This is a genomic window from Trichocoleus sp. DQ-A3, assembly GCF_039961975.1.
Lineage (GTDB): Bacteria > Cyanobacteriota > Cyanobacteriia > Cyanobacteriales > FACHB-T130 > FACHB-T130.
On the sequence record NZ_JAMPKC010000001.1, the window covers coordinates 597893 to 622027 of the forward strand.

Below are 24135 nucleotides of genomic sequence, written 5' to 3' on the forward strand. Positions count from 1 at the left end.
TGTTTCGCTTCCTTAATTATATGGAGCTTTGTCCGCAGGATACGTCGGAATTCGAGCTGCATTTAACCAAGGGGAATTTTGGCACAACGTAGAGAATCCGGCGTTGCTGAAATCGTAATCATTTAGGCAACGCCGCCAAAGGTTATTGGTGAGCGTTCAGCGCCAAGTTGGATGGAGATGGCTTTGCACTCGGAAAATGGTGTTGTGTCGCAAAAAGCTGTGCAACCATTTCTGTACGAGACGAAACCTCAAGCTTACGGAACATTCGCTTCAAAGCCTGCTTGACAGAATTCTCGGTAATCCAAAGTTCAGTTCCGATTTCTGTGTTGGTTCGACCCAGCGCTACCAAGTTGGCAATTTCCAACTCACGAGACGTTAAGCGATGGGTCTTTAAGGGTTGGTGCTGAGGTTCCAAAATCGGGTCTTTAACTGTGCTTGGCGCGAATCGCACGCTGGCGATCCAAACTGATAGGTGTAAACAAATGGCACTCAAATCAGCGATATCTTGGGCATCAAAGGCAGGCATTGATTTGTCACGGGTGCAACCCACTGAGCCGATTAATTGACCCCGATCGATAATTGGTCCTGCCATCACGTGCCAATGATCGGGACGAGGACAAATGATTGCCCAGGCTTTTGGGGATGTCACTAATCCTTCATGGACAGGCGTATGGCGCTCTGCTAGGTAACGCGCCACAGGATTATGTTCAATGGATAAGACAACATTCAGCACTTTTTGAAACTTGCGGTCGCCTAAAAGCTGGTCGAAGAAAAAAATTCCCGAACGCTTAGCAGCAAAGTACTCACCAATTTTTGGCACGAGTTGCGATCGCAGGTCTTGTTCCTCTTTTACCTGACTGATGGCTTCAAATAAAAGCTGCAAGGAAATCATCTTGGATTGGGTGTTGTGCCTTAAAGAGTACTCAATCGAGGACTAGGCGCGGTGGTTTGCCATTCCTAGTATAAGGATAGATTTCATTGCAAGCCCGATTAGTAGGATTGATGTATGACTGACTCGCAAAAGCACATTATTGGTTTGGTTATCTATCCCGGCATGACCGCACTTGATATTGTGGGACCCCAGCAAGTTTTTAGTGCGCTTCCCAATGTCCAGATTCATCGAATCTGGAAAACGCTAGACCCGATCGAAACCGATGACGGCATGATGATTTTGCCAGATACCACCTTTGACCGTTGCCCGCCCTTGGATGTGCTCTGTGTGGGCGGCGGCTTAAAACAGATGGCACTCATAGACGATCCAGAGATCCTTGGATTTCTGCGTCGGCAAGGAAGCACCGCAAAGTTTATTACCTCTGTGTGCGGCGGGTCTATGTTTTTGGCGAAGGCAGGACTGCTGCAAGGCTATCGAGCAGCGACTCACTGGATGATGCGGGAACACCTAGCCGCGTTGGGGGTTGAAGTCGGAACAGAGCGAGTCGTCATTGACCGCAATCGCATGACGGGGGGAGGGGTGACAGCAGGCATTGATTTTGGTCTCGTGGTTGCTAAAGCGCTTTGTGGTGAAGAAGCCGCCAAGATCGCTCAACTCTTGATGGAGTACAATCCAGCCCCACCCTTCGATGCTGGTTCACCCGAAAAAGCGGGGCCTGATTTAGTGAACAAGGCGACGTCATACGCGATGGGGACATTGGGTTTACAAGTAGAATAGGCAGCTTGACATGACTAGCCAATTCGGAAATTGACTGCGGTACAGCTTGGTTTTTCTGCGATTTCGATCGTCTTCAACAAGAGCTTAATTACTCAGGTATTCAATTGAGAAGGCGATCGCTATCAATCCAGACCACCTTATTTCAGGGGGCGAGTTAATTGGCGCTTTTCTCAAACAAGGACAAATCCAGGCGGCAAACGTTTACCAAAAGCGTGCCCAAAATCACTACCAGCTACTATTGAGAGCAAGGCAAGAGCGCTCGACAATGAGCAACGGCGATAGATTTCCACTCTGAATAAACTGGTCTTGGAAATCCAGCTTCCAGCTCAAGCTTATGTCCTGCTCCTATAACGATAAGCATGGGTATAACCAGAAAATCGGAAAAATTATAGGCAAAATAGAGGGTGCGCCTATTTATCGTCGCTAAGTTTTTTTGATGGATGAAATTGACAAGAGTTTGACCAATCAGACGGAAGCACCGGCATTTTTTCATCTGTCGGTACTGAGTCGGGAGTTAATTGCCGGGTTGGAAATCCGTCCGGGGGGACACTACCTGGATGCGACGGTGGGGGGTGGCGGACACAGTCGGTTAATTCTGGAAGCGGCACCGGATGTTCGGGTGACGGCGATTGACCAGGATGAACAAGCGATCGCTGCGGCTAAAACCCAATTGCACGATTTTAGGGAACGCATCCAATTTTGGCATGGCAATTTCACCAAATATCAAGCGAATGGTCTAATATTTGACGGAATTATTGCGGATTTAGGCGTGAGTTCTGCTCAGTTCGATGTTCCAGAGCGAGGCTTTAGTTTTCGCCACCAAGCTGACTTAGATATGCGAATGAATCAGCAGCAATCGCTGACCGCCTCAGAAGTCATTAATCACTGGGAAGAAACGGAACTGGCGAATATTTTCTTTAAATACGGGGAAGAGAGGCTGTCGCGGCGGATTGCTAGGGCGATTGTAGAAAAGCGTCCATTTCAGACAACAACTGGGTTAGCAGAGGCGATCGCGTATAGCGTTCCCCGTCAGTACCGCTACGGCAGAATTCACCCTGCCACACGGGTATTTCAAGCGCTCCGAATTGTCGTCAACGATGAGTTAAAGTCTCTAGAAACTTTCCTCAATCAAGCACCCACCTGGCTCAAACCAGGCGGTAGGATTGGCATCATCAGTTTTCACAGTTTAGAAGATCGCTTGGTAAAGCATGGTTTTAGAGAATCGCCGATATTGCAGGTGTTAACCAAAAAACCGATTACACCGCAAGACGATGAACTGGAAAATAATCCTCGCTCTCGCTCCGCTAAACTGCGAATCGCAGAACGAAAATGATAGCAAACGACTCGCCGCCTTAGCCGAAAGCTATAGCAGTGAGTCGTTCCTAAATAAATCATCGTAGATTGTTAAAGTTCAACAGATTAATTAACTTAAATTGACTGGTAAGTGCTGTATCCTAATCAAGAATTTTGAGGCAAGTGCGATGTCTTGGCTGCGTCCTGATGGTCGGCAATTTTACCAACTACGTCCGGTTCGGTTTGAACGAATGTTCACCCGATTTGCAGCGGGTTCGGTTCTCACGAGCTGCGGCGACACTCATGTTCTCTGTAGTGTGACGATTCAAAAAGGTGTCCCCAAGTTTTTAGAAGGCACCGGCAAAGGGTGGCTAACGGCTGAATATCGGATGCTACCGGGTGCGACACCCCAACGCCAAGCACGGGAATTTATGAAGCTGTCTGGACGCACTCAAGAGATTCAGCGATTGATTGGGCGCAGCTTGCGGGCGTCGCTAGATTTAGAGGTACTCGGAGAACGCACGATAACGATAGATGCCGATGTTTTACAAGCGGATGCGGGAACCCGCACAACCTCGATTTTCGGCGGGTTTGTGGCACTTGCAGACGCGATAGAAAAGCTGATACAGCAGGGAGAGTTAGAGCGATCGCCAATTCGCCATCAAATTGCCGCAGTTTCGGTAGGACTGTTGCAGGGAGAGCCAGTTTTAGATTTGAACTACGTTGAGGATGTGGCGGCTGAGGTAGATTTCAACGTGGTGATGGACGACCAACTGAACATCATTGAAGTTCAAGGAACGGCTGAGGAAGGCACCTTTAATCGGACTCAGCTCAATCAAATATTGGATTTAGCCGAACAGGGGATTCAAGAATTGCTAGATGCACAGCGCAAAGCATTGAGTTCCTCGACCCATTAAATAAAGGAATATCCCTAAAAATTAAGAATCGTTTCAGATCGACGAGAGTGCGATCGCTCTTATACCAGCCTGGATTATATAGATGAAGGGCATTCCAGGCACTTTTGCAGTTCACCAGAACCCTAACCGCTCATGAGATCGGGGTTGGTGGATGTTTGAGACAATCTGAGACAATTAGCCTTTGAAATCAACTGTTTCAGCTCATTCCAGATAGATAGATAGTCATCAGCACGAAGGGAGAACTCTATGAAATTGGCTTACTGGATGTATGCAGGTCCCGCGCACATTGGTACTCTGCGGGTCTCCAGTTCCTTTAAGAACGTCCACGCCATTATGCACGCGCCAATTGGCGATGACTACTTTAACGTCATGCGCTCGATGCTAGAGCGCGATCGCAACTTCACTCCAGTTACCATCAGTTCCGTTGACCGGAACGTTTTGGCGCGTGGTTCCCAAGAAAAGGTGGTGGACAATATCACCCGCAAAGACGTTGAGGAACATCCAGACCTAATTGTTTTAACTCCTACCTGTACCAGCAGCATTCTCCAAGAAGACCTGGAAAACTTCGTAGAACGAGCTTCCATAGAAACCAAGTCAGACGTAATGCTGGCGGACGTGAACCACTACCGCGTCAATGAACTGCAAGCAGCCGACATTACCCTGCGGCAAATTGTCCAGCTTTACATCGAGAAAGCCCGGAAAAAAGGCGATTTACCCGAAGGGAAAACTGAAAAGCCCTCGGTTAACATTCTCGGAATTTCCAGCCTCGGATTTCACAATCACCACGACTGCACCGAGTTGAAGCGGTTGATGGCTGACTTGGGGATTCAAGTCAACGAAGTAATTCCCGAAGGCGCATCAGTTCACAACCTCAAGAATTTGCCAAAGGCTTGGTTTAACCTGGTTCCTTACCGCGAAATCGGGCCAATGGCAGCTCAGTATCTGGAGAAAGAATTTGGGATGCCTGTTGTAGACATTACGCCGATGGGTGTGGTGGAAACTGCACGTTGCATCCGCAAAATTCAGGAAATCATTAATGCTCAAGGCGCAGATGTTAACTACGAAGACTACATCAACGAGCAAACTTTGCACGTTTCTCAAGCCGCTTGGTTCTCCCGTTCTATTGACTGCCAAAACTTGACAGGGAAGAAAGCTGTGGTGTTTGGCGACAGCACCCACGCCGCCGCTATCACGAAAATTCTGTCCAGAGAAATGGGAATTCACGTTGTTTGGGCGGGAACATACTGCAAGTACGACGCTGAGTGGTTCAAAGAGCAGGTAGGCGAATACTGCGACGAAGTGATCGTCACCGAAGACCACGGTCAAATTGGGGATGCGATCGCTCGTGTGGAACCCTCTGCCATCTTCGGTACCCAAATGGAACGTCACGTCGGTAAGCGTCTAAATATTCCCTGCGGCGTCATTGCAGCACCGATTCACGTTCAGAATTTCCCCATTGGTTACAAGCCATTCTGCGGTTACGAAGGTACGAACCAAATTACAGATTTGATCTACAATTCCTTCACTTTGGGAATGGAAGATCACCTGTTAGAAATCTTCGGCGGACACGACACCAAGGAAGTGATTACCAAGGGGATTTCGGCTGATTCTGACCTCGGTTGGAACAAGGAAGCGCAAGCAGAACTGAACAAAGTTCCCGGTTTTGTGCGCGGTAAAGTGAAGCGCAACACTGAGAAATTTGCACGCGATCGCGGTTTCAACGTCATCACTTTAGAAGTGATGTATGCCGCCAAGGAAGCTGTCGGCGCATAATTAAAACTTGGTGAATATGAGTATTCAGCAGCCAGTTTATAGGACTGGCTGCTGAACTATTTTCTGAGTACAGACCAGCAAGTTACTTAGTTTTTTGTTCGTTAATATCGGCGGGTATTTAACGATTAGTAATTAGCTGATTATTTGAGTAGGGAGAGGTGTTACCGCCCCTACTCAGGATTCTGAAATCTTCAGGGTTAGCCGGGAATGACCTTCTCTATACGGGAAAGTAGATTTAGGGCAAGATCATCTTCTTCTATTGCATCCATGTTCAACTTCATTTGAAGTAGCCAAATAAGGTCGTTAACTGAGACTTCCTTAACTTTAATGTCCCCGTAGTCGCTGATTTCCCGTGTTTGACCTGTCGTAATTATCCAAACTTGTGTACTTTTGCCAGAGATTTTGAGAGTTTTTTTCCTTTTCGCACCATCTGATGATTTGAGATCAAAGGTCAACTGAGCTTGCTCCAGCTTATTGACATAGTTTTCAATTTGATCTTTTTTATATTCTTCAAAAGATTGCCTAAGAGTACAATCATACATGACAGCAAGGTTACCAATCACAAAAAAGCCATCTGCTCTACCAGCTTGATTTCTTTTGTCATACTGATAAAGAGAGTGGATTCCCAGGGTTCTTAGTAATAAAAAAACAAGGTCTTCAAATTCGCTAGGATTTGTTGTTAATAATATGCGCTTGAATTGCTCAATAATTTGTCTCTTAAGTTCCTCACAGGTTATAACAGTTAATTGAGGTGCGGGAAGATTGTTTTTATCTGTAAAGCTATCAAGAGAAAGCTGTACTTTATTAGCGAATTGCTTCCCGTCTTTGCCTTTACCAATCGTAAAGGTAACTACATCTCCCTGTTTTAGAGCCTCAAATCTATCATCCTCAACTTGTTGGGCGACAAAATAAAAGTCTTGAGTGCTGCCATCAAGCCTAATAAATCCGGCTGGCTTGTGACTGAGAAGAGTTTTGACCCAACCTGTGAGACGAGTTTCAGTCCCAGAAAATGTGTTATTGTCTTCTTCTTTTGCTAATGCTACTTCATTAGCGAATTGCCTGCCGTCCTTGCTTTTACCAATCGTAAAAGTAACTGTATCTCCCTGTTTTAGGATTTCAAATTTATCACCCTCAACTTGCTGAGCAACAAAATAAAGATCGTCAGTTCCCTGATCGGGTGTAATAAATCCGGCTTTCCTGTCACTCAAAAGTTTTTGTACGCGACCCCAAACCCGAATTTTTTCAGAAGCTTCGCTCATTTTTTTTGACTACTCTACTGAAAGATACTTCTATTTGTGAAGAATAAAGAGCGGGGACTACATTTATAGATAAATTCCCCTGAACTTCTGCCTGAATAAAAATTCAGGACTAACTTCTTATCTAGAGTTCCCAAAAATTGAGACAAAGTAACAATCTTAATTAAAAAATTGCTTAAGGATTGAGAAGGTAAGTTTGAGTGTGTTTAATTAAAGGCGCGCTCGCTCTCTCCAGTTCGTCAAGCTATCATGTACTGAAAAGGCATATAGCATGAGGGAATCATCCACCATGTCCAACCAGACAACGTTCACTGATGCTAGTACCAACCTAGCCGAACTGTGCGATCGCGTAGTTGCAGATCGAGATGTGGTGATAATTACTCGGCGCGAAGGTGAAAGCGTCGCCTTGATTGCTGCTGACGAATTAAATAGTTTGCTAGAAACAGCCTATTTACTTCGTTCACCTAAGAATGCAGCACGTTTGCTAACTGCTTTAGAACGAGCCAAAGCTAGAACTTTAGAACCACAGAGTATTGACAGCCATCGTGAGGAGTTAGGGATTGACTCAGAAGAGTGTACTTAGTCAGCAATGACAGAATTGATTTTGTCCAAGCTTGATACCATTATTGAAAACGCGATCGCTGCTCCTTTCAACTTACTAACTTTATATAAACAGAAAATATTTTACAACTTCTTTACTTATCGGGAAGATAGACTTTGGATGAGGAAAAGAAGCTCGATCGCGTCCATTGCAGCAACGCGCGATCACTGTAGCAGTCCTAAATGAGAATTCTATTTGTCCTTTTTAAGGCTCATTGAGAGCTTCAACTTAGCAAGGGCAAGACTTTACTCTCGTAATACTCACTTTTATCGTTGGCTGCTTCCGCTAGTTACAAATATTATTCTGGTAAGTAATAGGGTTGTTCCTTATCTGCCATCGTTTGTGAGAGTATTTGCTTTTATACTAAATTCATGCGGCTGTGAGAATGAAGGAAGCGATCGCTGATAAACCGATGAAAACTCCTGGAAGCGCATAAACCCTTAAACTTTATTCTCACAGAACAAGTAGGTGATGGAAGAGGAAATATTTAACCAACAGATTGAGGCGGCACAACAGCGCCTGCACGAGCTGTGGAAGCGTACTAGGGAATCCCCTTCCCTTCCGCATTCGCAGGAAACACTGACAAACGAGGCTTTGCAGGAACTCTCCATAGCCTTGGAAGAGTTGCAGGTCGCTACAGAGGAGTTGCAGGAACGTAACGAACAACTTGCGATCGCTTACGAGACTGTGAAAGCAGAACGCCAGCGCTACCAAGAGCTATTTGAGTTTGCCCCAGACGGGTACTTAGTGACGAATACCTTGGGAATCATTCAGGAGGCTAACCGCACAGCATCGGCTTTGCTGAACCGCTCCCAGAATTCTCTAATCGGCAAACCAATGGCGATTTTTGTGCCTAAGGAAGATCGCAAAACCTTTCGGGATATATTGACCCAATTGAATGACTTCCCGCAGTTGCACGACTGGGAAGTGCGCGTACAACCCTCAAAAGGTCAGTCGTTCCCAGCTGCACTGAATGTGGCTGCGATACGCGATCGCTCCGGCAACTTAATCGGTTTGCGCTGGCTAGTGCGTGACATCACCGAACGCCACAAACAGGCGGAACAAACCCGAAAAGCACTAGAACAAGAAAAAGAACTTAGCAATCTCAAATCTCGCTTCATCAGGGCTGCATCTCATGAATTCCGCACGCCACTGACAATTATCTCTATGTCTGCTGAATTACTGGAACGCTACAAACACAAATTATCTGACGTACAAAAAGACTCGCATTTCCAGAAAATAAGAGCTGCTAGCAAACAAATGGCTCGGTTGTTAAACGACATCCTCCTTCTGGATAAAACAGAGGCTGGCAAGTTAGAGCTTAATCCCATACCAGTGGATTTAGTAGAGTTTAGCCGCGAGTTGGTGGAAGAATTGCAACTTAGCATAGGCTCCCAACACGCGATTACTTTTATTCATCAAGGGCAGTGTGCTAACGCCTACCTGGATAAAAAGCTGCTGCGACAAATTATTGACCATTTGCTTTCAAATGCAATTAAATATTCTCCTAGAGGTGGCAAAGTTCATTTTGAACTTATCTGTCAGGATCGTGAGGCAATCTTCCAAATTCAGGACGAGGGAATAGGAATCCCAAAAGAGGACCAACGACGCTTGTTTGAGCGATTCCATCGAGGAACGAATGTCGGCACAATCTCTGGTACAGGGCTGGGATTGACAATCGTTAAAGAGTGTGTTGATTTACACGATGGAGCGATCGCTGTCAAAAGTGAGGTTGGCAGTGGCACGACTTTTACCGTTAAGTTGCCGCTCAATCAACTGAATCAAAAATGATAAGTAAAGATTATTTGATGCGCTTCATCATCAATTTCTTCTCCCATTCGCTTAATTAGTGTTTCCAGGTAGCTCTGGAGGCTCACTCGGTAAAGGCTGAGCCGTCGTATCGATCGTTTTTATCGTCTCATTTGGTTGAGAAGCGTCTTGTTGCTGCTTCGCCTCAGAAAGTTTTTCTTTAGCTATGCTAGTCATTGTTTCAGTCGTATCTTTGACTTGTTCAGCAATATTTTGAGCGCTGCGCTTTAGCGCTTCTAAATCATCCTGAGTTTTCTTATAGTCTTCTCTGAGTAACTCTGCGGCTTGACTCATTTTTTGATTAAGTCCCTGGGTGTACTGTTGCGGAGTTTGGACGATGGCATCCGCGACAAGCGCTCGTTTACTACCCGTGCTAGAAATAGCTTCTACCGGGAGCAAATAAACACCATTCAAAACGCCGCGCCAACCACTAGAAACAAATAAGTAATTAACAACAGCGCCGGTTTTAGGATTGAAGAGATAGTCTATAATTTTGCCAGCTTTGTTGCCAGCGTCAGTCCACACCTCATGTCCAATTAAAGAAATTTTCTGAATTGGCGTTTCGGGTTCAATAACTTCTGGAGTGTTGTTGACAATAATACTATCGGTGCCAATCGTAGTAATTTGCTCCCACCTAAACACCTGTTTTAGACTACCCAAAAATCCTGACTTGCAGCTAAACCCTACGACTTGGTGAGATTGAGAATTTAGCCACAATTGCTCTACCCGACCGACTTCTTCTGCTGTACTGCGATCGAGTACCAGCCGATTGAGTAAGTCACTTTGTCTAATTATCTGTGGTTGCGCGTTCATGACCAAAATCCTTAGAGATTCATCCAATTGGCAATATATGCTGCTTTAGATTAACAAGAGTCGGGAAGCGATCGCCTCAAACTTAGCTTTCTTGTAAACGTTTCCTAATCAAAGTGTGAGTTGAGGTTAAGCCAAGATAAACCAACTTAATAAAGCAAAAGTTGGGCGGAGCGTCAGCTCCACCCAACCTAAGATCATTCTTAACTAAGATCATTCTCAACTGAACGATATTGTCACCAGAGCGATCGCTCTTCACGCTCTTCAGTGACCCAGCTAGTTTTCCCATGTCCCAACGGTCTCTACAGCCTTATCTCGCGGCAGCAGGCGGCAACGCTAAGCGTGGTGATGTAGGGGGATAAGTACGTGGCGTGTGACCGTTCTGGGAGGCTTTTGGGGGCGCATCCTGAAGTAAAACGTCCCGAATCAATCGCGCCGCCACTCGCTGCACCAAACCCCCGGCAATTTTTTGACCCATGCGCTGAGTTTCTGGCTTCATCAGCAATTGGGGAATCACAGGCAACAGTTGCATCGCGTCAAATCCGCTCGTTTCCTGGAGAATATCCCAGATCCGTTTAATATGCTCCAGACTGGCGGGCGTTTCTGCCGACGGCGGTGCCTCATTCACTGTCATCCCCACCCGTTCGCGTAGCGAATACGTGACATTTTGGAAGGTGCGGCGTCCCAGCGAATCGATACCCTTCACAATTTCATCCGTTAGGTGTTCCCGGATAAATGCACCCCGCTCTGAGAACAGAAAATCTAGAGTCTGGTTCAGCACCTGAGTCAGGTCATAATCGTCACTGAAACGGGCATTTTTTAACAGATTTTCCAGACGATTCCAGCGGAAACTGCCGTCTTTGAACAGGAGGTCGCGCAGAGATGCCCGCAATTCCGGGGAAGGGTCTGTCAAGAGGCGCTTGGCAACGTAGGGATACGCTTTACTGAGAACTTTAAAATTGGGATCGACATTAATCGCAATCCCCTCTAACGTGACTAAAGAGCGGATAATCAGCGCGTAGTAGGCTGGAACGCGGAAGGGATACTCGTACATCAACGCCGACATATCATCGGTGATGCTCTTAAAGTTCATCTCCGCGACACTAGCTCCCAGCGCGTTGCTAAAGACCTTGGAAAGGGCTGGGATGATGGGAGCCAGGTCAGTCTCTGGGGTTAAAAACTCTAGATTCACGTAGTCGCGGGCTAAGCCTTCAAAGTCCCGGTTGACCATGTGAACCACGGCTTCAATTAAGCCATACCGCTGATAAGGTTTGACATCGCTCATCATGCCAAAATCCAGATAAGCAAGTTGACCGTCAGTCGTCGCTAACAAGTTACCTGGATGGGGGTCAGCGTGGAAAAAGCCATGTTCTAGCAATTGCCGCAACGAACACTGAACGCCAACCTCGATTAAATGAACGGCATCAATTCCCTGAGCGCGGAGTGCCTCTGGCTGGGTCAATTTGGTGCCGTTAATCCACTCCATTGTCAGGACGCGACGCTGGGTGTATTCCCAGTAAATCTTGGGAATGTAAATATCTTGTAAGTGACCGTATAGAGAGGCAAAGCGCTCGGCGTTGTGACCCTCTTGGGTATAGTCCATCTCTTCATAGATGCGGGTGCCAAATTCATCCATGATGGATACGAGGTCGCTCCGCACCTGTTTGAGATTTCTCTGCGCCCACCCGGCAAGGGTACGCAGGATGTAAATATCTAGGGCAATGTTTTCTCTTAAGCCGGGACGCTGCACCTTCACAGCGACGGTTTCGCCAGTCTTGAGCTTGCCTTTGTAGACTTGTCCCAAGGAGGCAGCGGCTACCGGGGTGGGGGAGAGTTCGGCGTAAATTTGTTCGGGGCGATCGCCTAATTCTTCCTCAATAAACCGATAAGCTAATTCATTGGGAAAAGGTGGCAGTTGGTCTTGCAAGTGACTTAGTTCGTCTAAATAAGTCGTCGGAACTAAGTCTGGTCGGGTCGAGAGCGCTTGCCCCACCTTAATATAGGCGGGTCCCAGTCTCGTGATGATTGTCCGCAATCGAATTGCCCGTTTCCGCTCGTTCTTGGGAACGCTACCTGTTTGCTTGTCCCACCACAAACTCAGTCCAAAGCGGAGTATCGGCACCAGAATATTGAACAATCGCCCCCAAACTTGGAATGGACGCCTCCGGTAGTAATCGGTAATGGCGACGGGGTCGTAGCGCAGTTCTTCTGCTTGGATATAGGCGGTTTGGGCATCTACGGCTGCTGGATATTGCTCTGCTGTCGGCGTCAGCTCATACTCCACCACGACCGCCTCTCCTGGCGCGGCGGACGCTGTCTGGGCAGGTTTCATCACACCTGTTGTAGAAATGCGATCGCTTGCGTCTGTCCGATGTGACATAGGGGAGACTCTTTTAACATTCATAAGCTTGGGAACCGACTCAGAGCAACTCTGTTAAGTATTGTAACAATAAGTAGGGGAAGCGCCAGGACAAGGTATTCCGGCTCTAGCTGGGGACAATGCCAGTTCGGTCAATTTCCCGCTACCCTGAAAAAGTTTCGGGACTTAAAACTAAACACTAAACTAAGTTTGGTAGCCCAGTACCTTTTTTAAATAACTCGCACAGCATCAAATGCTTCGCACTTGCCATTGTTCATTGGGTTGCCACTGCCTGCCCTCTTCCCTCAAGGTGAATTTTGCTCCATGCTCCTGTCCCTACGGATTGAAAACTTTGCCTTGATTGACCATCTGGAGCTTGAATTTGGCTCTGGATTGAATGTCCTGACCGGCGAAACCGGCGCGGGAAAGTCGATTATCCTGGATGCGATTGACGCCGCCTTGGGCGGAAAAGTCAGCAAATGGTCGATTCGCACGGGTAGCGATCGCGCTTTGGTTGAAGCCACCTTCAAGGTTGACCGAGTTGTGACCGAGTGGCTCTCCGAACAAGAGATCGAGCTGCTGGATGATACAGCAGTGGTTTGTTGTCGGGAGATAGCCTGCCTGCAAGGAAGCCTCCGCAGCCGCTCTCGCGTCAATGGCGTTCTGGTCAACCGGCAATTAATGGATCGCCTGCGCGATCGCTTAGTAGAAATTACTGCCCAAGGTCAAACCGTGCAACTCGTGGCACCCGCGCTTCAGCGAGAGTTACTGGATGTCTATGGCGGCGAGGCGGTGCTACAGCAACGCTCAGTCGTTCAAGCTGCCTATCTCGACTGCCAACAAGCACGAGATCGCTTAGACAAACGCCGTCAGTCCGAGCAGCAACGCTTGCAACGGCTCGATTTGCTACAGTATCAAGCCCAAGAATTAACTGCCGCTAATTTGAGCGAACCGGATGAGCCAGAACAGCTCGAACAAGAACGCCAGCGCTTAAGTCATGTGGTGGAGTTACAACAGCTGAGTTATCAGGTTTATCAAGCTCTTTATCAAAATGATGCGGGGGAGTCAGCGGGTGCAGACTTATTAGGTCAAGCTGAAGCCACGCTGATTGATATGGTAACGTATGATGCCACGCTGCAACCCGTTCTGGATATGGTGAGTACGGCTCTGGCGCAAGTGGTGGAAGCCGGACAGCAAATTAATGCTTACGGTGCTTCTTTAGAAGCCGATCCCCAGCGACTGGCGGAAGTGGAAGAGCGCATCCGCACCCTGAAGCAGATTTGCCGTAAGTATGGCCCGACGTTAGGGGAAGCGATCGCCTACAGTCAGAGCATCCAAGCTGAACTCGCTCTCCTCACCGATAGCGGTCACTCCCTCGAAGAACTGGAAAAAATCTATTCTCAATGTCATGAAACTTTGACATCTACGGCTGACCAGTTGACCGCTTTGCGCGGCGTTGCTGCCAACAAACTAGAAAGCAGGCTCGTGGCAGAACTCAAGCCTTTAGCGATGGAAAAGGTGCAGTTTCAAGTCAAAATTACCCCTTGTCCCCCAACCGCAACAGGTGCCGACGCGATCGCCTTTTATTTTAGTCCCAACCCAGGCGAACCCCTGCAACCGCTGTCTGCTACTGCCTCTGGGGGGGAAATGAGCCGCTTCCTGCTGGCGCTGAAAGCTTGTTTCTCGCAACTGGAAGCTGCCGGAACCCTAATTTTTGACGAAATCGATGTCGGGGTGTCCGGACGGGTTGCCCAAGCGATCGCTGAGAAACTCCACCAACTTTCTCAGGGACATCAAGTTCTTTGCGTCACTCACCAACCCCTCGTCGCCGCAATGGCTGACCGCCATTTCCGCGTCGATAAACACGTCGTTGAAGGAAGCCAGAAGCCAGATCCCTCCAAGAAGGCTGGGAAAAAGGGCGAAGTCTCGACAACCAACGCCGAAGCAATTCATCCAACCCTCCCCTTAGAGAGAGCAATTCAAGGACTCCGGGAAGAAGACCCGACATCTTACATCCTTCAGGCTTCCGAACGCACGGTTGTCCGAGTCAGCGTGCTTGACAATCACCAGACTCGCCGCCAAGAATTAGCAACACTAGCTGGGGGACATTCTGCCAAAGATGCGATCGCTTTTGCAGAGTCCTTGCTAGCTCAAGCCGCAGTCAAACATAATGGACGCAAGACCAAGAACAACAAATAAATAACCTGCCCTCTATCCAACCCCAAAACAAAGAGTAAACTGTTGAGTAAGTAGTATGGCATTTGCTCACTAGGCACAAAAAGTTTGGCTGTTAAATTTGTAGGATAATTCCACCGCCTCGTACCTCGCTCAAATTCAGGCATCTGAAAAAATCTATGACACCTTCATCTACCAAAATGCATGGTTGGAACGATACAGACAGGGTGATTGATGTTGTTCCCCACGATGAAAATCAAACAGGAAATCAAATTCCCCAAACCCCTACAAATATTCCTACTGGTACGGGTGGTGCATTAGCCACAAAAGAAGGAAGTTTTACGGCACTTCTTGCCCCACTGAATAAGGAAACTTTCAAAGAAGTCGTCACAGGTGTCGAAGAAAAACTTCAGGTAGTCAATCAAACCCTGTCGATGTTGACTGATAGTCAGGGGTTTGATGCCATTCTTCAAGAAATGTTGAATGCCATTACCTTAAAAACCGGAGAATTACTCGGCGCAGATCGCACAACCATCTATTTACTGGATGAAGAAAAGAACCAACTCTGGTCAATTCTTGCTGAAGGCGCAGAGGGGCGACCTTTAGAGTTGCGGATTCCGGCCGATAAAGGCATTGCCGGTGAGGTAGCAACCCATAAAAAAAGTATTAATATTCCCTTTGATTTTTACGAAGATCCGCGCTCTGCGTTCGCCAAAAAGAAAGACCAAGAAAATGGCTATCGCACCTATACGATGTTGACTTTACCTCTGGTAAACGAAGAGGGAAATTTAGTCGCTGTCGTTCAATTAATTAATAAATTAAATTTACCAAATCAGCCAGGAAAGCCGTTAGGGGAAAGAATCGATCTCAATGGTTTTACTTCAAAAGATGAAAGAATTTTTGCAGAATTTGCGCCTTCCATTCGCCTGATTCTAGAAAGTTCCCGCTCTTTTTACATGGCAACGCAGAGACAGCGGGCTTCTGATGCCTTGATGAAGGCGACTCGATCCTTAAGCCAAAGCAATCTCGACTTAGAAGATACCCTGAACCGGGTGATGCATGAAGCCCAGGAGCTGATGAATGCAGATCGTAGCACCCTGTGGCTGTTAGATAGCGATCGCCATGACTTGTGGACAAGAATCCCTCTTTCCGACGGTTCCATGCGAGAACTGCGAGTGCCAGTCGGAAAAGGTTATGTCGGGAAAGTTGCTGAATCCGGCAAACCCCTGAATATCTCCTTTGACCTCTATGCCGATCCAGATTCTGAAGTGTCTAAACAAGTCGATCAGGCAAATGGCTATCGTACTTGTAGCTTATTATGTATGCCAATCTTTAACGCTGACAAAGCGTTGATTGGTGTCACCCAACTTGTAAATAAGAAAAAACAGGGAGAATTTCCCCCTTATAATCCGGAAACTTGGCCCGAACCTCCCGAATGCTGGAAGGCAAGCTTTAATCAAAGTGATGAAGCTTTCATGGAAGCATTTAATATTCAAGCCGGTGTAGCGCTGCAAAATGCCAAATTGTTTGCTACGGTCAAACAGCAAGAACAAATGCAGCGTGACATTCTCCGCAGCCTTTCTAATGGAGTTCTCTCTACTGATAAATCCGGTCAGATTATTGCAGCGAATGAAAGCGCCAAGCGACTCTTAGGATTTAAAAATGAAGACCATATAGAAGGTAGAAAAATTGCCGATCTGATCCGCATCAAAGAAGGTGACTTTTCTAAATGGTTTAAAGCTGCGATAGACGCCGCTGAAGAAAAAAGCCGCCAGCAATACTACCCCGATCAAACTCTGCTCTCTACAGAAGCAGAACAACATAGCGTTCACTTGTCAATTAACTCCATTGCAGATGCCAGCGACAATAACAACGTCTACGGTGCCTTGGTAGTGATGGATGACATCTCTCAGGAGAAACGGCTCAAGAGTACGATGTACCGCTATATGACTCAAGAATTAGCAGAACAGTTAATCAATAGCGGTGATGCCAAACTAGGGGGCGATAAAAAAGAAGTTTCCATCTTGTTCTCAGATATTCGCAGCTACACCACCTTAACCGAAAGTATGAATGCAGAAGACGTGGTGCAGATGCTCAATGAATATTTTGAGTCGATGGTAGACGCTGTTTTTACACACAAAGGCACCCTCGATAAATATATTGGCGATGCCATTATGGCAGTCTTTGGTTCTCCCTTACCCTTGCCGGATCATGCCTGGATGTCGGTACAAACAGCCGTCGAAATGCGTCATCGTTTGACAGAATTTAATGCCTGTCGCCAAGACATCGGATTCCCAACGTTTAAGATTGGGATTGGGATTAATTCCGGTACGGTAATTAGCGGTAATATTGGCTCCAGTAAGCGCATGGAGTTCACCGCAATTGGTGACGAAGTGAATTTGGGATCTCGCTTAGAAGGTGCTAGCAAACAATATGGTTGCGATATTGTGATTAGCGAAAGCACTTATCAGCCTTGCAAGAATCTGATTTGGGCAAGAGAACTTGATTGTATTCGAGTCAAAGGTAAGACTACGCCAGTGAATATCTATGAACTGGTGGGACTGCGGGAAGAGAAAATCTCAGATCAAAAGCAAATGACGATCGAGCTTTACCATAAAGGACGCGAGTATTACCTAAATCGCAAGTTTACTCGCGCAATGGGTGAGTTTGGCACGATTCTGGAAGAAATTGACAAAAACGACAAAGCGGCTGCTTTGCACCTGAAACGCTGTCAGTTGTTTCTCCAAGAACCGCCTCCTGATAACTGGGATGGGGTTTTCACGTTGACGGAAAAGTAGGAATGGCTAATGGCTAATCTCAAGCCTCTATTTTTGCGATGAGCTATCAGCAAAATCACCCAGGATTAGGATAACTGTAACCGTCTTAAATGATTCCTGAAGGCGAGATCCCCGACTTCGAGAGAGAAGTTGGGGATGTGAACCAATGGCATCGTGTTGGTAACTAATTTTAACCAACAAGTATTCGCTACGCTAACACTTCTAGTTTGAGGGAGTGGAAATTAAATTTCAGTTGAACAATTTGAATTAATAAAACTGCCAACAATCTGGCGCAGTTGCTCAGCCTCAAAGGGTTTTGTCAAATATTCAGTTGCACCCGCCAGACGCCCCTGTACTTTATCAAAAACTCCGTCTCGGGCTGTCAGCATGATGATGGGTAGCTCGCTAAATTGCGGTAAACTCCGGACTGTGCGGCAGAGTTCTAAGCCGTCTACCCCTGGCATGGAAACATCCAGTAATAAAATTGAAATCTGCTGGTGGTAAATCACCGATAAGGCATCTACTGCATTATCTGCCACCAAAACTTTGTAGTCTCTTTCTAGGGCACGTTTGATCAGCGTCTGCATGACGCTACTATCATCCACTGCTAGGATAGTCGGTATATCACTCAAAGTTGAAGACATCTTCTTTACCCAGTTTTTAGTATACAAAAACCTACAATCATTGAATTCGGTTCAAAGGCGATTAAAAAGCCCAATCCAAATTATTCTAACGTCAGCCCCAGTAGGTAAGAGAGCATCGCTTTCCTTTGTCAGAATACATCTATCCTGTCCAGCTATTCTTAATTTAAGGCTTTTCTAGTTTCGTTGAGTTTTTTAGGACTCCTTATTAATAAATGTTTGTTCAATGTTTGTCTATCTCAAAATGCTTTACAAAAATTGAATTTTATTAAAATAAACATTCTACTATATGCACTATAGCTTGAGGATTATTGCTCAGTGAATAGAAGAATTACGGGAATATAGTTAAATAATTGTAACAAGAAAACAAACTGAAGCTGCATTTGTTTTGTAAAGATAAAAATACTAAAAGAGCGGATGGGGTGTTTGTTAATCAAAAAATATCAGTCTGTGATAGAAATATATCCTCGACGGGAATCCTAGATAGAGAAGGTTCTGCCAAGTTGCTCTAGAAAGGCTTCGTTAGCAGGCTGCAAGCAGAAGCGCGATCGCATTTCTGCTTGCAGCCAAAAACCTAGCTTTCCCTAAAGACGGATGGTGGCTTGGCAATTGCGGTGAAGAGGGTATTGCCTACCTAAACTTTACGCTGTTGTTTCTTTTAGTCTGTGGCTGGCATCAACTAACCTAACTTGAGCGATGCAGTATCAAAGATTAAGTTCAGTAACTAAATAAGGGAACATCTACATCATATAACTTTCAATAAAGCTTCTCATAGAGGCAAAGGGAAAGTAAGTCTCAAAGAGTGCCTTCATCATCCGGTTTTAATAAAAGTAAACATTTATACAGCTAGCTCCTAAAAAGTGCAGCATTCGCAGAAAAGGGCGCTTAACATGAACGCAAGAATACCTGGAAACGGAGCAATCCCGCTCGATGCTCTGGGATGGTGTCCGCTACTCAACTCTATCCCCGATCGCATCAGCGTTACAGCTCCTCCGGAGCTAGCGTATCTTCAAATATCTGGAGCTGCTTTCGACGATCTGACCCGTTTAGCAGCCTATATTTGCCAGACAAAGCTGGCTTTGCTCAGCTTTATGGATGGCAAACAACATTGGCTTCAGTCAAAATTGGGCATTTCTACCCCAGACACTGACGCCTATGTTGCTTTCTGCACTTATGCCATCCTGCAACCAGAAATCTGCGAATGCGAGTTGATGCTCGTTCGGGATACCCTGTCTGATAAACGGTTTGCTAGCCATGCCTTGGTGAAATCCGATCCAAAAATCCGATTTTATGCGGGTGTGCCCTTAGTCACGTCTGAGGGCGTGATGGTAGGGGTGCTATCTGCCCTCGATGATGTGCCGCGAGATTTAAGCAGGGAACAGCAGGAAGCACTGGGGACATTAGGAAGGCAAGCGATCGCTCACTTACAACTGGGAAAAAACTTAACAAACCTCGAACAAATTATCATCAATCAACAGCAAACTGAAGCAGCACTTCAGGAGAAAGAAACTCGATTTCAGTTGGGACGAGCAGCTTCTGGCACTAACATTGAGGATTTTAATCTTTTGACAGGTGAAGGAATCGCTCCAACAGGATCTGATAATTTAGAGGGGCTATTGGGTTTAGTTCCGGGCACTGACGCAACTCAGGAATGCTTCCTAAAATGGGTTCATCCTGAAGATCGGGAACTTGTCGCTGGGGCGATCGCTGACTCTATTCAGGGTAAAACAGACCACGAGATTGAATTCCGCATTGTCTGTCCTGATGGCAGTATCCGCTGGATAGCGGGAAAAGGCAAAGTTCTTTACAGCGAAACGGCAACAACGGTTCGCACGATCGGCACAGTCATGGATATCACCAAACGTCAGCAAACTGAAGATGCCTTGCGTCGAGCCGCCGCAGAAAATCTGAAACTGGCACAAGCTGTAAAGTCAGTTTCAGATGGCGTTGTCATCGTCGATCCCCATCAACTAGATTGCCCGATTGTATACGCGAATCCAGCTTTCACCCGAATTACTGGGTATCAGCCAGAGGAAGCGATTGGTCGTAACTGCCGGTTTTTGCAAGGTGCCGATACCGATCCAGAAGCGATCGCAAAAATTAGGAATGCGATCGCTCAAGCCAAAGAAGTTAAAGTCACGCTGCTAAACTATCGCAAAGATAGTCAACCTTTCTGGAACCAATTAAAAATTTCGCCCGTGTTCTCAGATAATGGCGATTTACTTTACTTGGTTGGCATTCAGACAGACATCACGCTCTCCAAGCGAGCCGAGACAGCGCTTCTGAAGAGCAAAACTCGTCTTCAGTTGCTTAACAGCATCTCGACTAAAACCCGATCTGGTTTGTCGATAGAGCAAATAATTGAGCGCACGCTCAAACAAATTAGCGAATATTTCCCTTATCTGCGAATAGCTTACTCAACGATTAATCACCAAGGTATCTTGACGGTAATTTCTGCCATCGAGCCGCCAGGAATGCCGAAACTCTCAGGAGCGGTGGTTGACCTCACTGCGGCTCCGGAGTATCTCAATGCCTTGCAGATGGGCGAATCATTCATCTGTAACGATGTTACCCAAGACTTCCGGCTAGCACCTCTCGCTGATGTCCTGCTGGCAGTCCAAACTCAGTCTATGCTTGACGTACCGTTTCCGTATTCCGACCAGTTAGTAGGCTTGCTGTGCTTTGACTCGCCGCAACCATACAAATGGAGCGAACATGAGCTAGCCACCTTAACTGATATTGCCGGATACTTGATGATTACCATCAAAGACGCTCATGCACAACAAGAGCGTCAGCGAGCTGAATTTGCACTGTCTGAATCCCTCAAAGAAGTGGCAGACATCAAGTTTGCACTCGCTCAATCTTCAATCGTGGCAGTTACTGACTCCACCGGAAAGATTAACTATGTAAACGATAAATTCTGCGAAATTTCTCAATACTCCAAAGAGGAACTGCTCGGACAAAATCACCGCATCGTCAATTCTGACTATCACCCCAAGGAATTTTTTCAGCAGATGTGGGCAACCATCAGTAGTGGCAGCGTCTGGCATGGCGAAATCAGAAATCGAGCCAAAGACGGAACTTGTTACTGGGTAGATACCACCATTGTGCCCGTCTTAAATTCCGATGGAAAACCCGTTGAATATGTAGCAATCCGTCAAGACATCACTGAGCGCAAAAGGGCAGAAGAATTACGGCGGCAGAGCGAACAGCGCTTTCGCGCTTTAGCTGAAGTGATTCCGCAACAGGTATGGACGGCACAGCCAGATGGCGCACTCGATTATGTGAACCAGCGCGTTCTAGAATATTTCGGACGCACCTTCGAGGAAATGGTGGGCTGGGGATGGCAAGATGTGCTGCATCCGGAGGATGTGCCGGGGTGTATTGCCCGCTGGAGTCATTCTCTCTCTACGGGAGAGCCTTACGAAGTTGAATTTCGCCTGCTGAATGCGGCTGAGGGAAACTATCGCTGGCACTTGGGACGGGCGGTACCCGTGCATGATAACGAAGGCAGGATCGTTAGTTGGTTTGGGACGAACACGGATATCGACGAGCGCAAGCGGCAAGAGGAGGAGCGCATCCAGCTTTTGGCGAGAGAACAGGCGGCACGCGAGGCGGCTGTCAACAGCGAGAACCGCACTCGGAGCATTTTGGAAAGTATTACCGATGCTTTCTTTACTTTAGATACCGAGTGGCGATTCACCTATTTGAACTCGCGGGCAGAGCAGCTTTTGTTTAGAAGCAAAGATGAGTTGATTAATCAGTGTATTTGGGATGAGTTTCCAGAAGCAGTCACTTCTAATTTTTATCAGGAGTACCAGCGGGCAGTTGCCAATCAAGTAACGGTTCACTTTGAGGTGTTCTACGAGCCGCTGGAGTCGTGGTTTGAAGTGCGGGGCTATCCCTATCAAGATGGTCTATCGGTTTATTTCCGGGATGTTACAGGTCGCAAACAGTCAGAAGCAGCACTGATGGAGCGATCGCGCCTCTCGACCCTAGAAGCAGAAATCGGTACTGCTTTGGGTGCGGCTGGGTCTTTATCGGAAAGTCTCAATCACTGTACGGAAGCAATGGTGCAGCATCTCGATGCAACTTTTGCTTGTATCTGGACATTTAACCAAAAACTCAATCGCTTGGAATTGCAAGCAACGACAAGGGTTGATCGAGACAGCGAATTGTATTGGCAAGATTTGTTGGCTCAGCGTCACCAGGTTCTAGACGGTACCCTCGTCGGCTTCGTCGCTCAAACTCGTCAACCCTACCTGACTCAGGATAGTAATTATCGGTCTGGGGGCGGGTTGGAAGCCCGCTTGTACGATGATTTTGTCGCTGAAAGCTGTTTGCGAATTCCCGAAAGCTATTTAGCAACCTATCCCCTGATTGTCGAAGAGCGACTGGTGGGCGTCATGGCTGTATGCAGCAGCCAACGCTTTACCGAAGCCGTTCATCAAGTCTTAGGGTGGGTCGTCAACGCGATCGCCATCGCCATCGATCGGTCTTGGGCGAAAGAAGCCCTCTCGGCACGTCGGGAAGCCTTGCTGTTCCGCTTAGCAAGCCAGATTCGAGATTCCCTCGACCTAGATACCATTCTGGGAACCGCCGTAAATGAGATTCGCGGTTTGTTGCAAGTTGACCAATGTCAGTATTTGTGGTGCTGGGCGCAGTCCAATCAGGCGAGTCTGACCGTAACTCACGAAGCGACAGCAGAAGACAGTAGACCGAGTTTGCTCTCCGAGTGTCCCCCAGAAAAACTCGATCCCCTGAGCGACAAAATCCGCAAACTTCAGACGTTGCGGGTTGACGATCTGACAAGCGATCGCAGCCTAAATGCCGAGGATGGAGAAATGCAAATCGCACCTCTACTGAGCAATTTGGGCGTTCGTTCGGTGCTGCTGCTACCTTTGAAAACCCACGCCGGTCATTTAGGCGCGATTGTCTGTAGTCATAGCAGTGGATCTCGTCCCTGGCTTGACAGCGAAATTGAGCTACTGCAAGGCGTCGTGGATCAGCTAGCGATCGCCATTGACCAAGCAGAACTCTACGCCCAAAGCCGTGCCGCCGCCCGTGCCGCTCAAACCCAGACGCAACAACTAGAGCAAGCATTGCACAATCTCAAACAAGCCCAATCTCAGCTAATTCAGACCGAAAAAATGTCCAGCTTGGGTCAAATGGTCGCCGGTATCGCCCACGAAATCAACAACCCAGTCAATTTCATCACCGGCAACCTCAGCCACACCAGCGACTACATTCAAGACCTACTCGATCTCGTACACCTCTATCAACAGCACTACACCAATCCCGTTCCCGCAATTCAAGCGCAAGAAGAAGAGATTGATTTAGACTTCATCATTGATGACTTGCCCAAAATGCTATCTTCCATGCAAATGGGCGCTGACCGCATCCGTCAGATTGTCTTGTCATTGCGGAACTTCTCTCGTCTGGATGAAGCTGAAATGAAGCCGGTCGATATCCACGAGGGAATCGACAATAGTTTGCTAATTCTCCATAGCCGTCTGAAACCCAATGGCGCTTACGGCGGGATTCAAGTCTTGAAGGAGTACGGCAATCTTCCCTTAGTCGATTGCTACGCCGGTCAGCTCAATCAAGTGTTCATGAACATTCTCAGCAATGCGATTGATGCCCTCGACAGCCAACCCGAACCAAGGAAAATTACTATCGCCACCGAAATCCGTAATCGTCTAACGGGTAATGAGGAAGAGACTGGAAGCCCTAACACGTCGCTGACGCCAATCACCGAAGATCCATTACCAATGACCAAGAACCAAGTCGTTGTGATTCGGATTCGAGACAATGGCCCAGGAATGCCAGAGAACGTTATCAAGCGTCTGTTTGACCCCTTCTTTACCACCAAGCCAGTCGGCAAGGGAACTGGTTTGGGGCTATCCATTAGCTACCAAATTGTGGTGGAGAAACATGGCGGAATGCTCAAGTGCGTGTCAGAACCAGGACAGGGAGCAGAGTTTTGGATTGAAATTCCTATGATTCCTTGCCTGTAACTACTCAACACGACTAAGCGTTGCCCTTGCCGAGGAAT

The 24135-nt window shown here is 47.1% G+C and carries 14 protein-coding genes; 9 read left to right on the top strand and 5 right to left on the bottom strand.

From position 1 onward, the window contains the following. Positions 1 to 142 precede the first annotated feature (142 nt). Entirely contained in the window at positions 143 to 892 is a 750-nt protein-coding gene (locus NDI44_RS02455; protein WP_190413523.1) for a LuxR C-terminal-related transcriptional regulator, read from the bottom strand. 114 nt (positions 893 to 1006) lie between these two features. Here NDI44_RS02455 and NDI44_RS02460 point away from each other — a divergent pair, with 114 nt between their 5' ends. The 4 genes from NDI44_RS02460 to bchB all read left to right on the top strand — a co-directional run bounded on the left by NDI44_RS02460 (position 1007) and on the right by bchB (position 5652). Further along, positions 1007 to 1669 carry a DJ-1/PfpI family protein gene (locus NDI44_RS02460; RefSeq protein ID WP_190413525.1) on the top strand — a complete coding sequence of 221 codons (663 nt, stop codon included), beginning with the start codon at positions 1007 to 1009 and terminating at the stop codon, positions 1667 to 1669. 436 nt (positions 1670 to 2105) lie between these two features. Then, on the top strand, positions 2106 to 3002 hold the full coding sequence (gene rsmH, locus NDI44_RS02465) for a 16S rRNA (cytosine(1402)-N(4))-methyltransferase RsmH (protein WP_190413527.1): 897 nt from the start codon (positions 2106 to 2108) through the stop codon (positions 3000 to 3002). A 148-nt stretch (positions 3003 to 3150) separates the two neighbouring features. Then, on the top strand, positions 3151 to 3879 hold the full coding sequence (gene rph, locus NDI44_RS02470) for a ribonuclease PH (RefSeq protein WP_277877612.1): 729 nt from the start codon (positions 3151 to 3153) through the stop codon (positions 3877 to 3879). Positions 3880 to 4125: 246 nt separating this feature from the next. Then, complete coding sequence (gene bchB / locus NDI44_RS02475) at positions 4126 to 5652, top strand: ferredoxin:protochlorophyllide reductase (ATP-dependent) subunit B (RefSeq protein ID WP_190413529.1); 1527 nt, start codon at positions 4126 to 4128, stop codon at positions 5650 to 5652. A gap of 197 nt (positions 5653 to 5849) precedes the next feature. On the opposite strand, the gene NDI44_RS02480 is transcribed toward bchB, so the two are convergent. After that, positions 5850 to 6911, bottom strand: coding sequence for a cold shock domain-containing protein (locus NDI44_RS02480; RefSeq protein WP_190413531.1), 1062 nt, complete (start codon positions 6909 to 6911; stop codon positions 5850 to 5852). A 286-nt stretch (positions 6912 to 7197) separates the two neighbouring features. Between NDI44_RS02480 and NDI44_RS02485 the strand changes: the two genes are divergently transcribed. Beyond that, on the top strand, positions 7198 to 7491 hold the full coding sequence (locus NDI44_RS02485) for a type II toxin-antitoxin system prevent-host-death family antitoxin (protein ID WP_190413533.1): 294 nt from the start codon (positions 7198 to 7200) through the stop codon (positions 7489 to 7491). A 489-nt stretch (positions 7492 to 7980) separates the two neighbouring features. Further along, a complete protein-coding gene (locus tag NDI44_RS02490; protein ID WP_190413537.1) occupies positions 7981 to 9300 on the top strand; it encodes an ATP-binding protein in 1320 nt (439 codons plus the stop codon). A gap of 51 nt (positions 9301 to 9351) precedes the next feature. On the opposite strand, the gene NDI44_RS02495 is transcribed toward NDI44_RS02490, so the two are convergent. Beyond that, positions 9352 to 10131: a PRC-barrel domain-containing protein gene (locus NDI44_RS02495; protein WP_190413539.1), complete on the bottom strand. Its 780-nt coding sequence runs from the start codon at positions 10129 to 10131 to the stop codon at positions 9352 to 9354. A 307-nt stretch (positions 10132 to 10438) separates the two neighbouring features. Then, positions 10439 to 12532 carry an AarF/ABC1/UbiB kinase family protein gene (locus NDI44_RS02500; protein ID WP_190413541.1) on the bottom strand — a complete coding sequence of 698 codons (2094 nt, stop codon included), beginning with the start codon at positions 12530 to 12532 and terminating at the stop codon, positions 10439 to 10441. 279 nt (positions 12533 to 12811) lie between these two features. Here NDI44_RS02500 and recN point away from each other — a divergent pair, with 279 nt between their 5' ends. Together recN and NDI44_RS02510 are read left to right on the top strand one after the other, a co-directional pair. Then, on the top strand, positions 12812 to 14686 hold the full coding sequence (recN, locus tag NDI44_RS02505; protein WP_190413543.1) for a DNA repair protein RecN: 1875 nt from the start codon (positions 12812 to 12814) through the stop codon (positions 14684 to 14686). Positions 14687 to 14841: 155 nt separating this feature from the next. Next, on the top strand, positions 14842 to 17460 hold the full coding sequence (locus NDI44_RS02510; protein ID WP_242037093.1) for an adenylate/guanylate cyclase domain-containing protein: 2619 nt from the start codon (positions 14842 to 14844) through the stop codon (positions 17458 to 17460). 221 nt (positions 17461 to 17681) lie between these two features. Here the strand turns inward: NDI44_RS02510 and NDI44_RS02515 are convergent, their stop codons facing one another. Next, complete coding sequence (locus NDI44_RS02515; RefSeq protein WP_190413546.1) at positions 17682 to 18083, bottom strand: response regulator; 402 nt, start codon at positions 18081 to 18083, stop codon at positions 17682 to 17684. An 887-nt stretch (positions 18084 to 18970) separates the two neighbouring features. Between NDI44_RS02515 and NDI44_RS02520 the strand changes: the two genes are divergently transcribed. Next, positions 18971 to 24097, top strand: a complete 5127-nt coding sequence (locus NDI44_RS02520; protein WP_190413548.1) for a PAS domain S-box protein — start codon at positions 18971 to 18973, stop codon at positions 24095 to 24097. The last annotated feature ends 38 nt before the right edge of the window (positions 24098 to 24135 follow it).

Coding starts and splice junctions, on each gene's coding strand:
- NDI44_RS02455 (WP_190413523.1), bottom strand. CDS start 892: ATGATTTCCTTGCAGCTTTTATTTGAAGCCATCAGTCAGGTAAAAGAG.
- NDI44_RS02460 (WP_190413525.1), top strand. CDS start 1,007: ATGACTGACTCGCAAAAGCACATTATTGGTTTGGTTATCTATCCCGGC.
- rsmH (WP_190413527.1), top strand. CDS start 2,106: ATGGATGAAATTGACAAGAGTTTGACCAATCAGACGGAAGCACCGGCA.
- rph (WP_277877612.1), top strand. CDS start 3,151: ATGTCTTGGCTGCGTCCTGATGGTCGGCAATTTTACCAACTACGTCCG.
- bchB (WP_190413529.1), top strand. CDS start 4,126: ATGAAATTGGCTTACTGGATGTATGCAGGTCCCGCGCACATTGGTACT.
- NDI44_RS02480 (WP_190413531.1), bottom strand. CDS start 6,911: ATGAGCGAAGCTTCTGAAAAAATTCGGGTTTGGGGTCGCGTACAAAAA.
- NDI44_RS02485 (WP_190413533.1), top strand. CDS start 7,198: ATGTCCAACCAGACAACGTTCACTGATGCTAGTACCAACCTAGCCGAA.
- NDI44_RS02490 (WP_190413537.1), top strand. CDS start 7,981: ATGGAAGAGGAAATATTTAACCAACAGATTGAGGCGGCACAACAGCGC.
- NDI44_RS02495 (WP_190413539.1), bottom strand. CDS start 10,131: ATGAACGCGCAACCACAGATAATTAGACAAAGTGACTTACTCAATCGG.
- NDI44_RS02500 (WP_190413541.1), bottom strand. CDS start 12,532: ATGAATGTTAAAAGAGTCTCCCCTATGTCACATCGGACAGACGCAAGC.
- recN (WP_190413543.1), top strand. CDS start 12,812: ATGCTCCTGTCCCTACGGATTGAAAACTTTGCCTTGATTGACCATCTG.
- NDI44_RS02510 (WP_242037093.1), top strand. CDS start 14,842: ATGACACCTTCATCTACCAAAATGCATGGTTGGAACGATACAGACAGG.
- NDI44_RS02515 (WP_190413546.1), bottom strand. CDS start 18,083: ATGTCTTCAACTTTGAGTGATATACCGACTATCCTAGCAGTGGATGAT.
- NDI44_RS02520 (WP_190413548.1), top strand. CDS start 18,971: ATGAACGCAAGAATACCTGGAAACGGAGCAATCCCGCTCGATGCTCTG.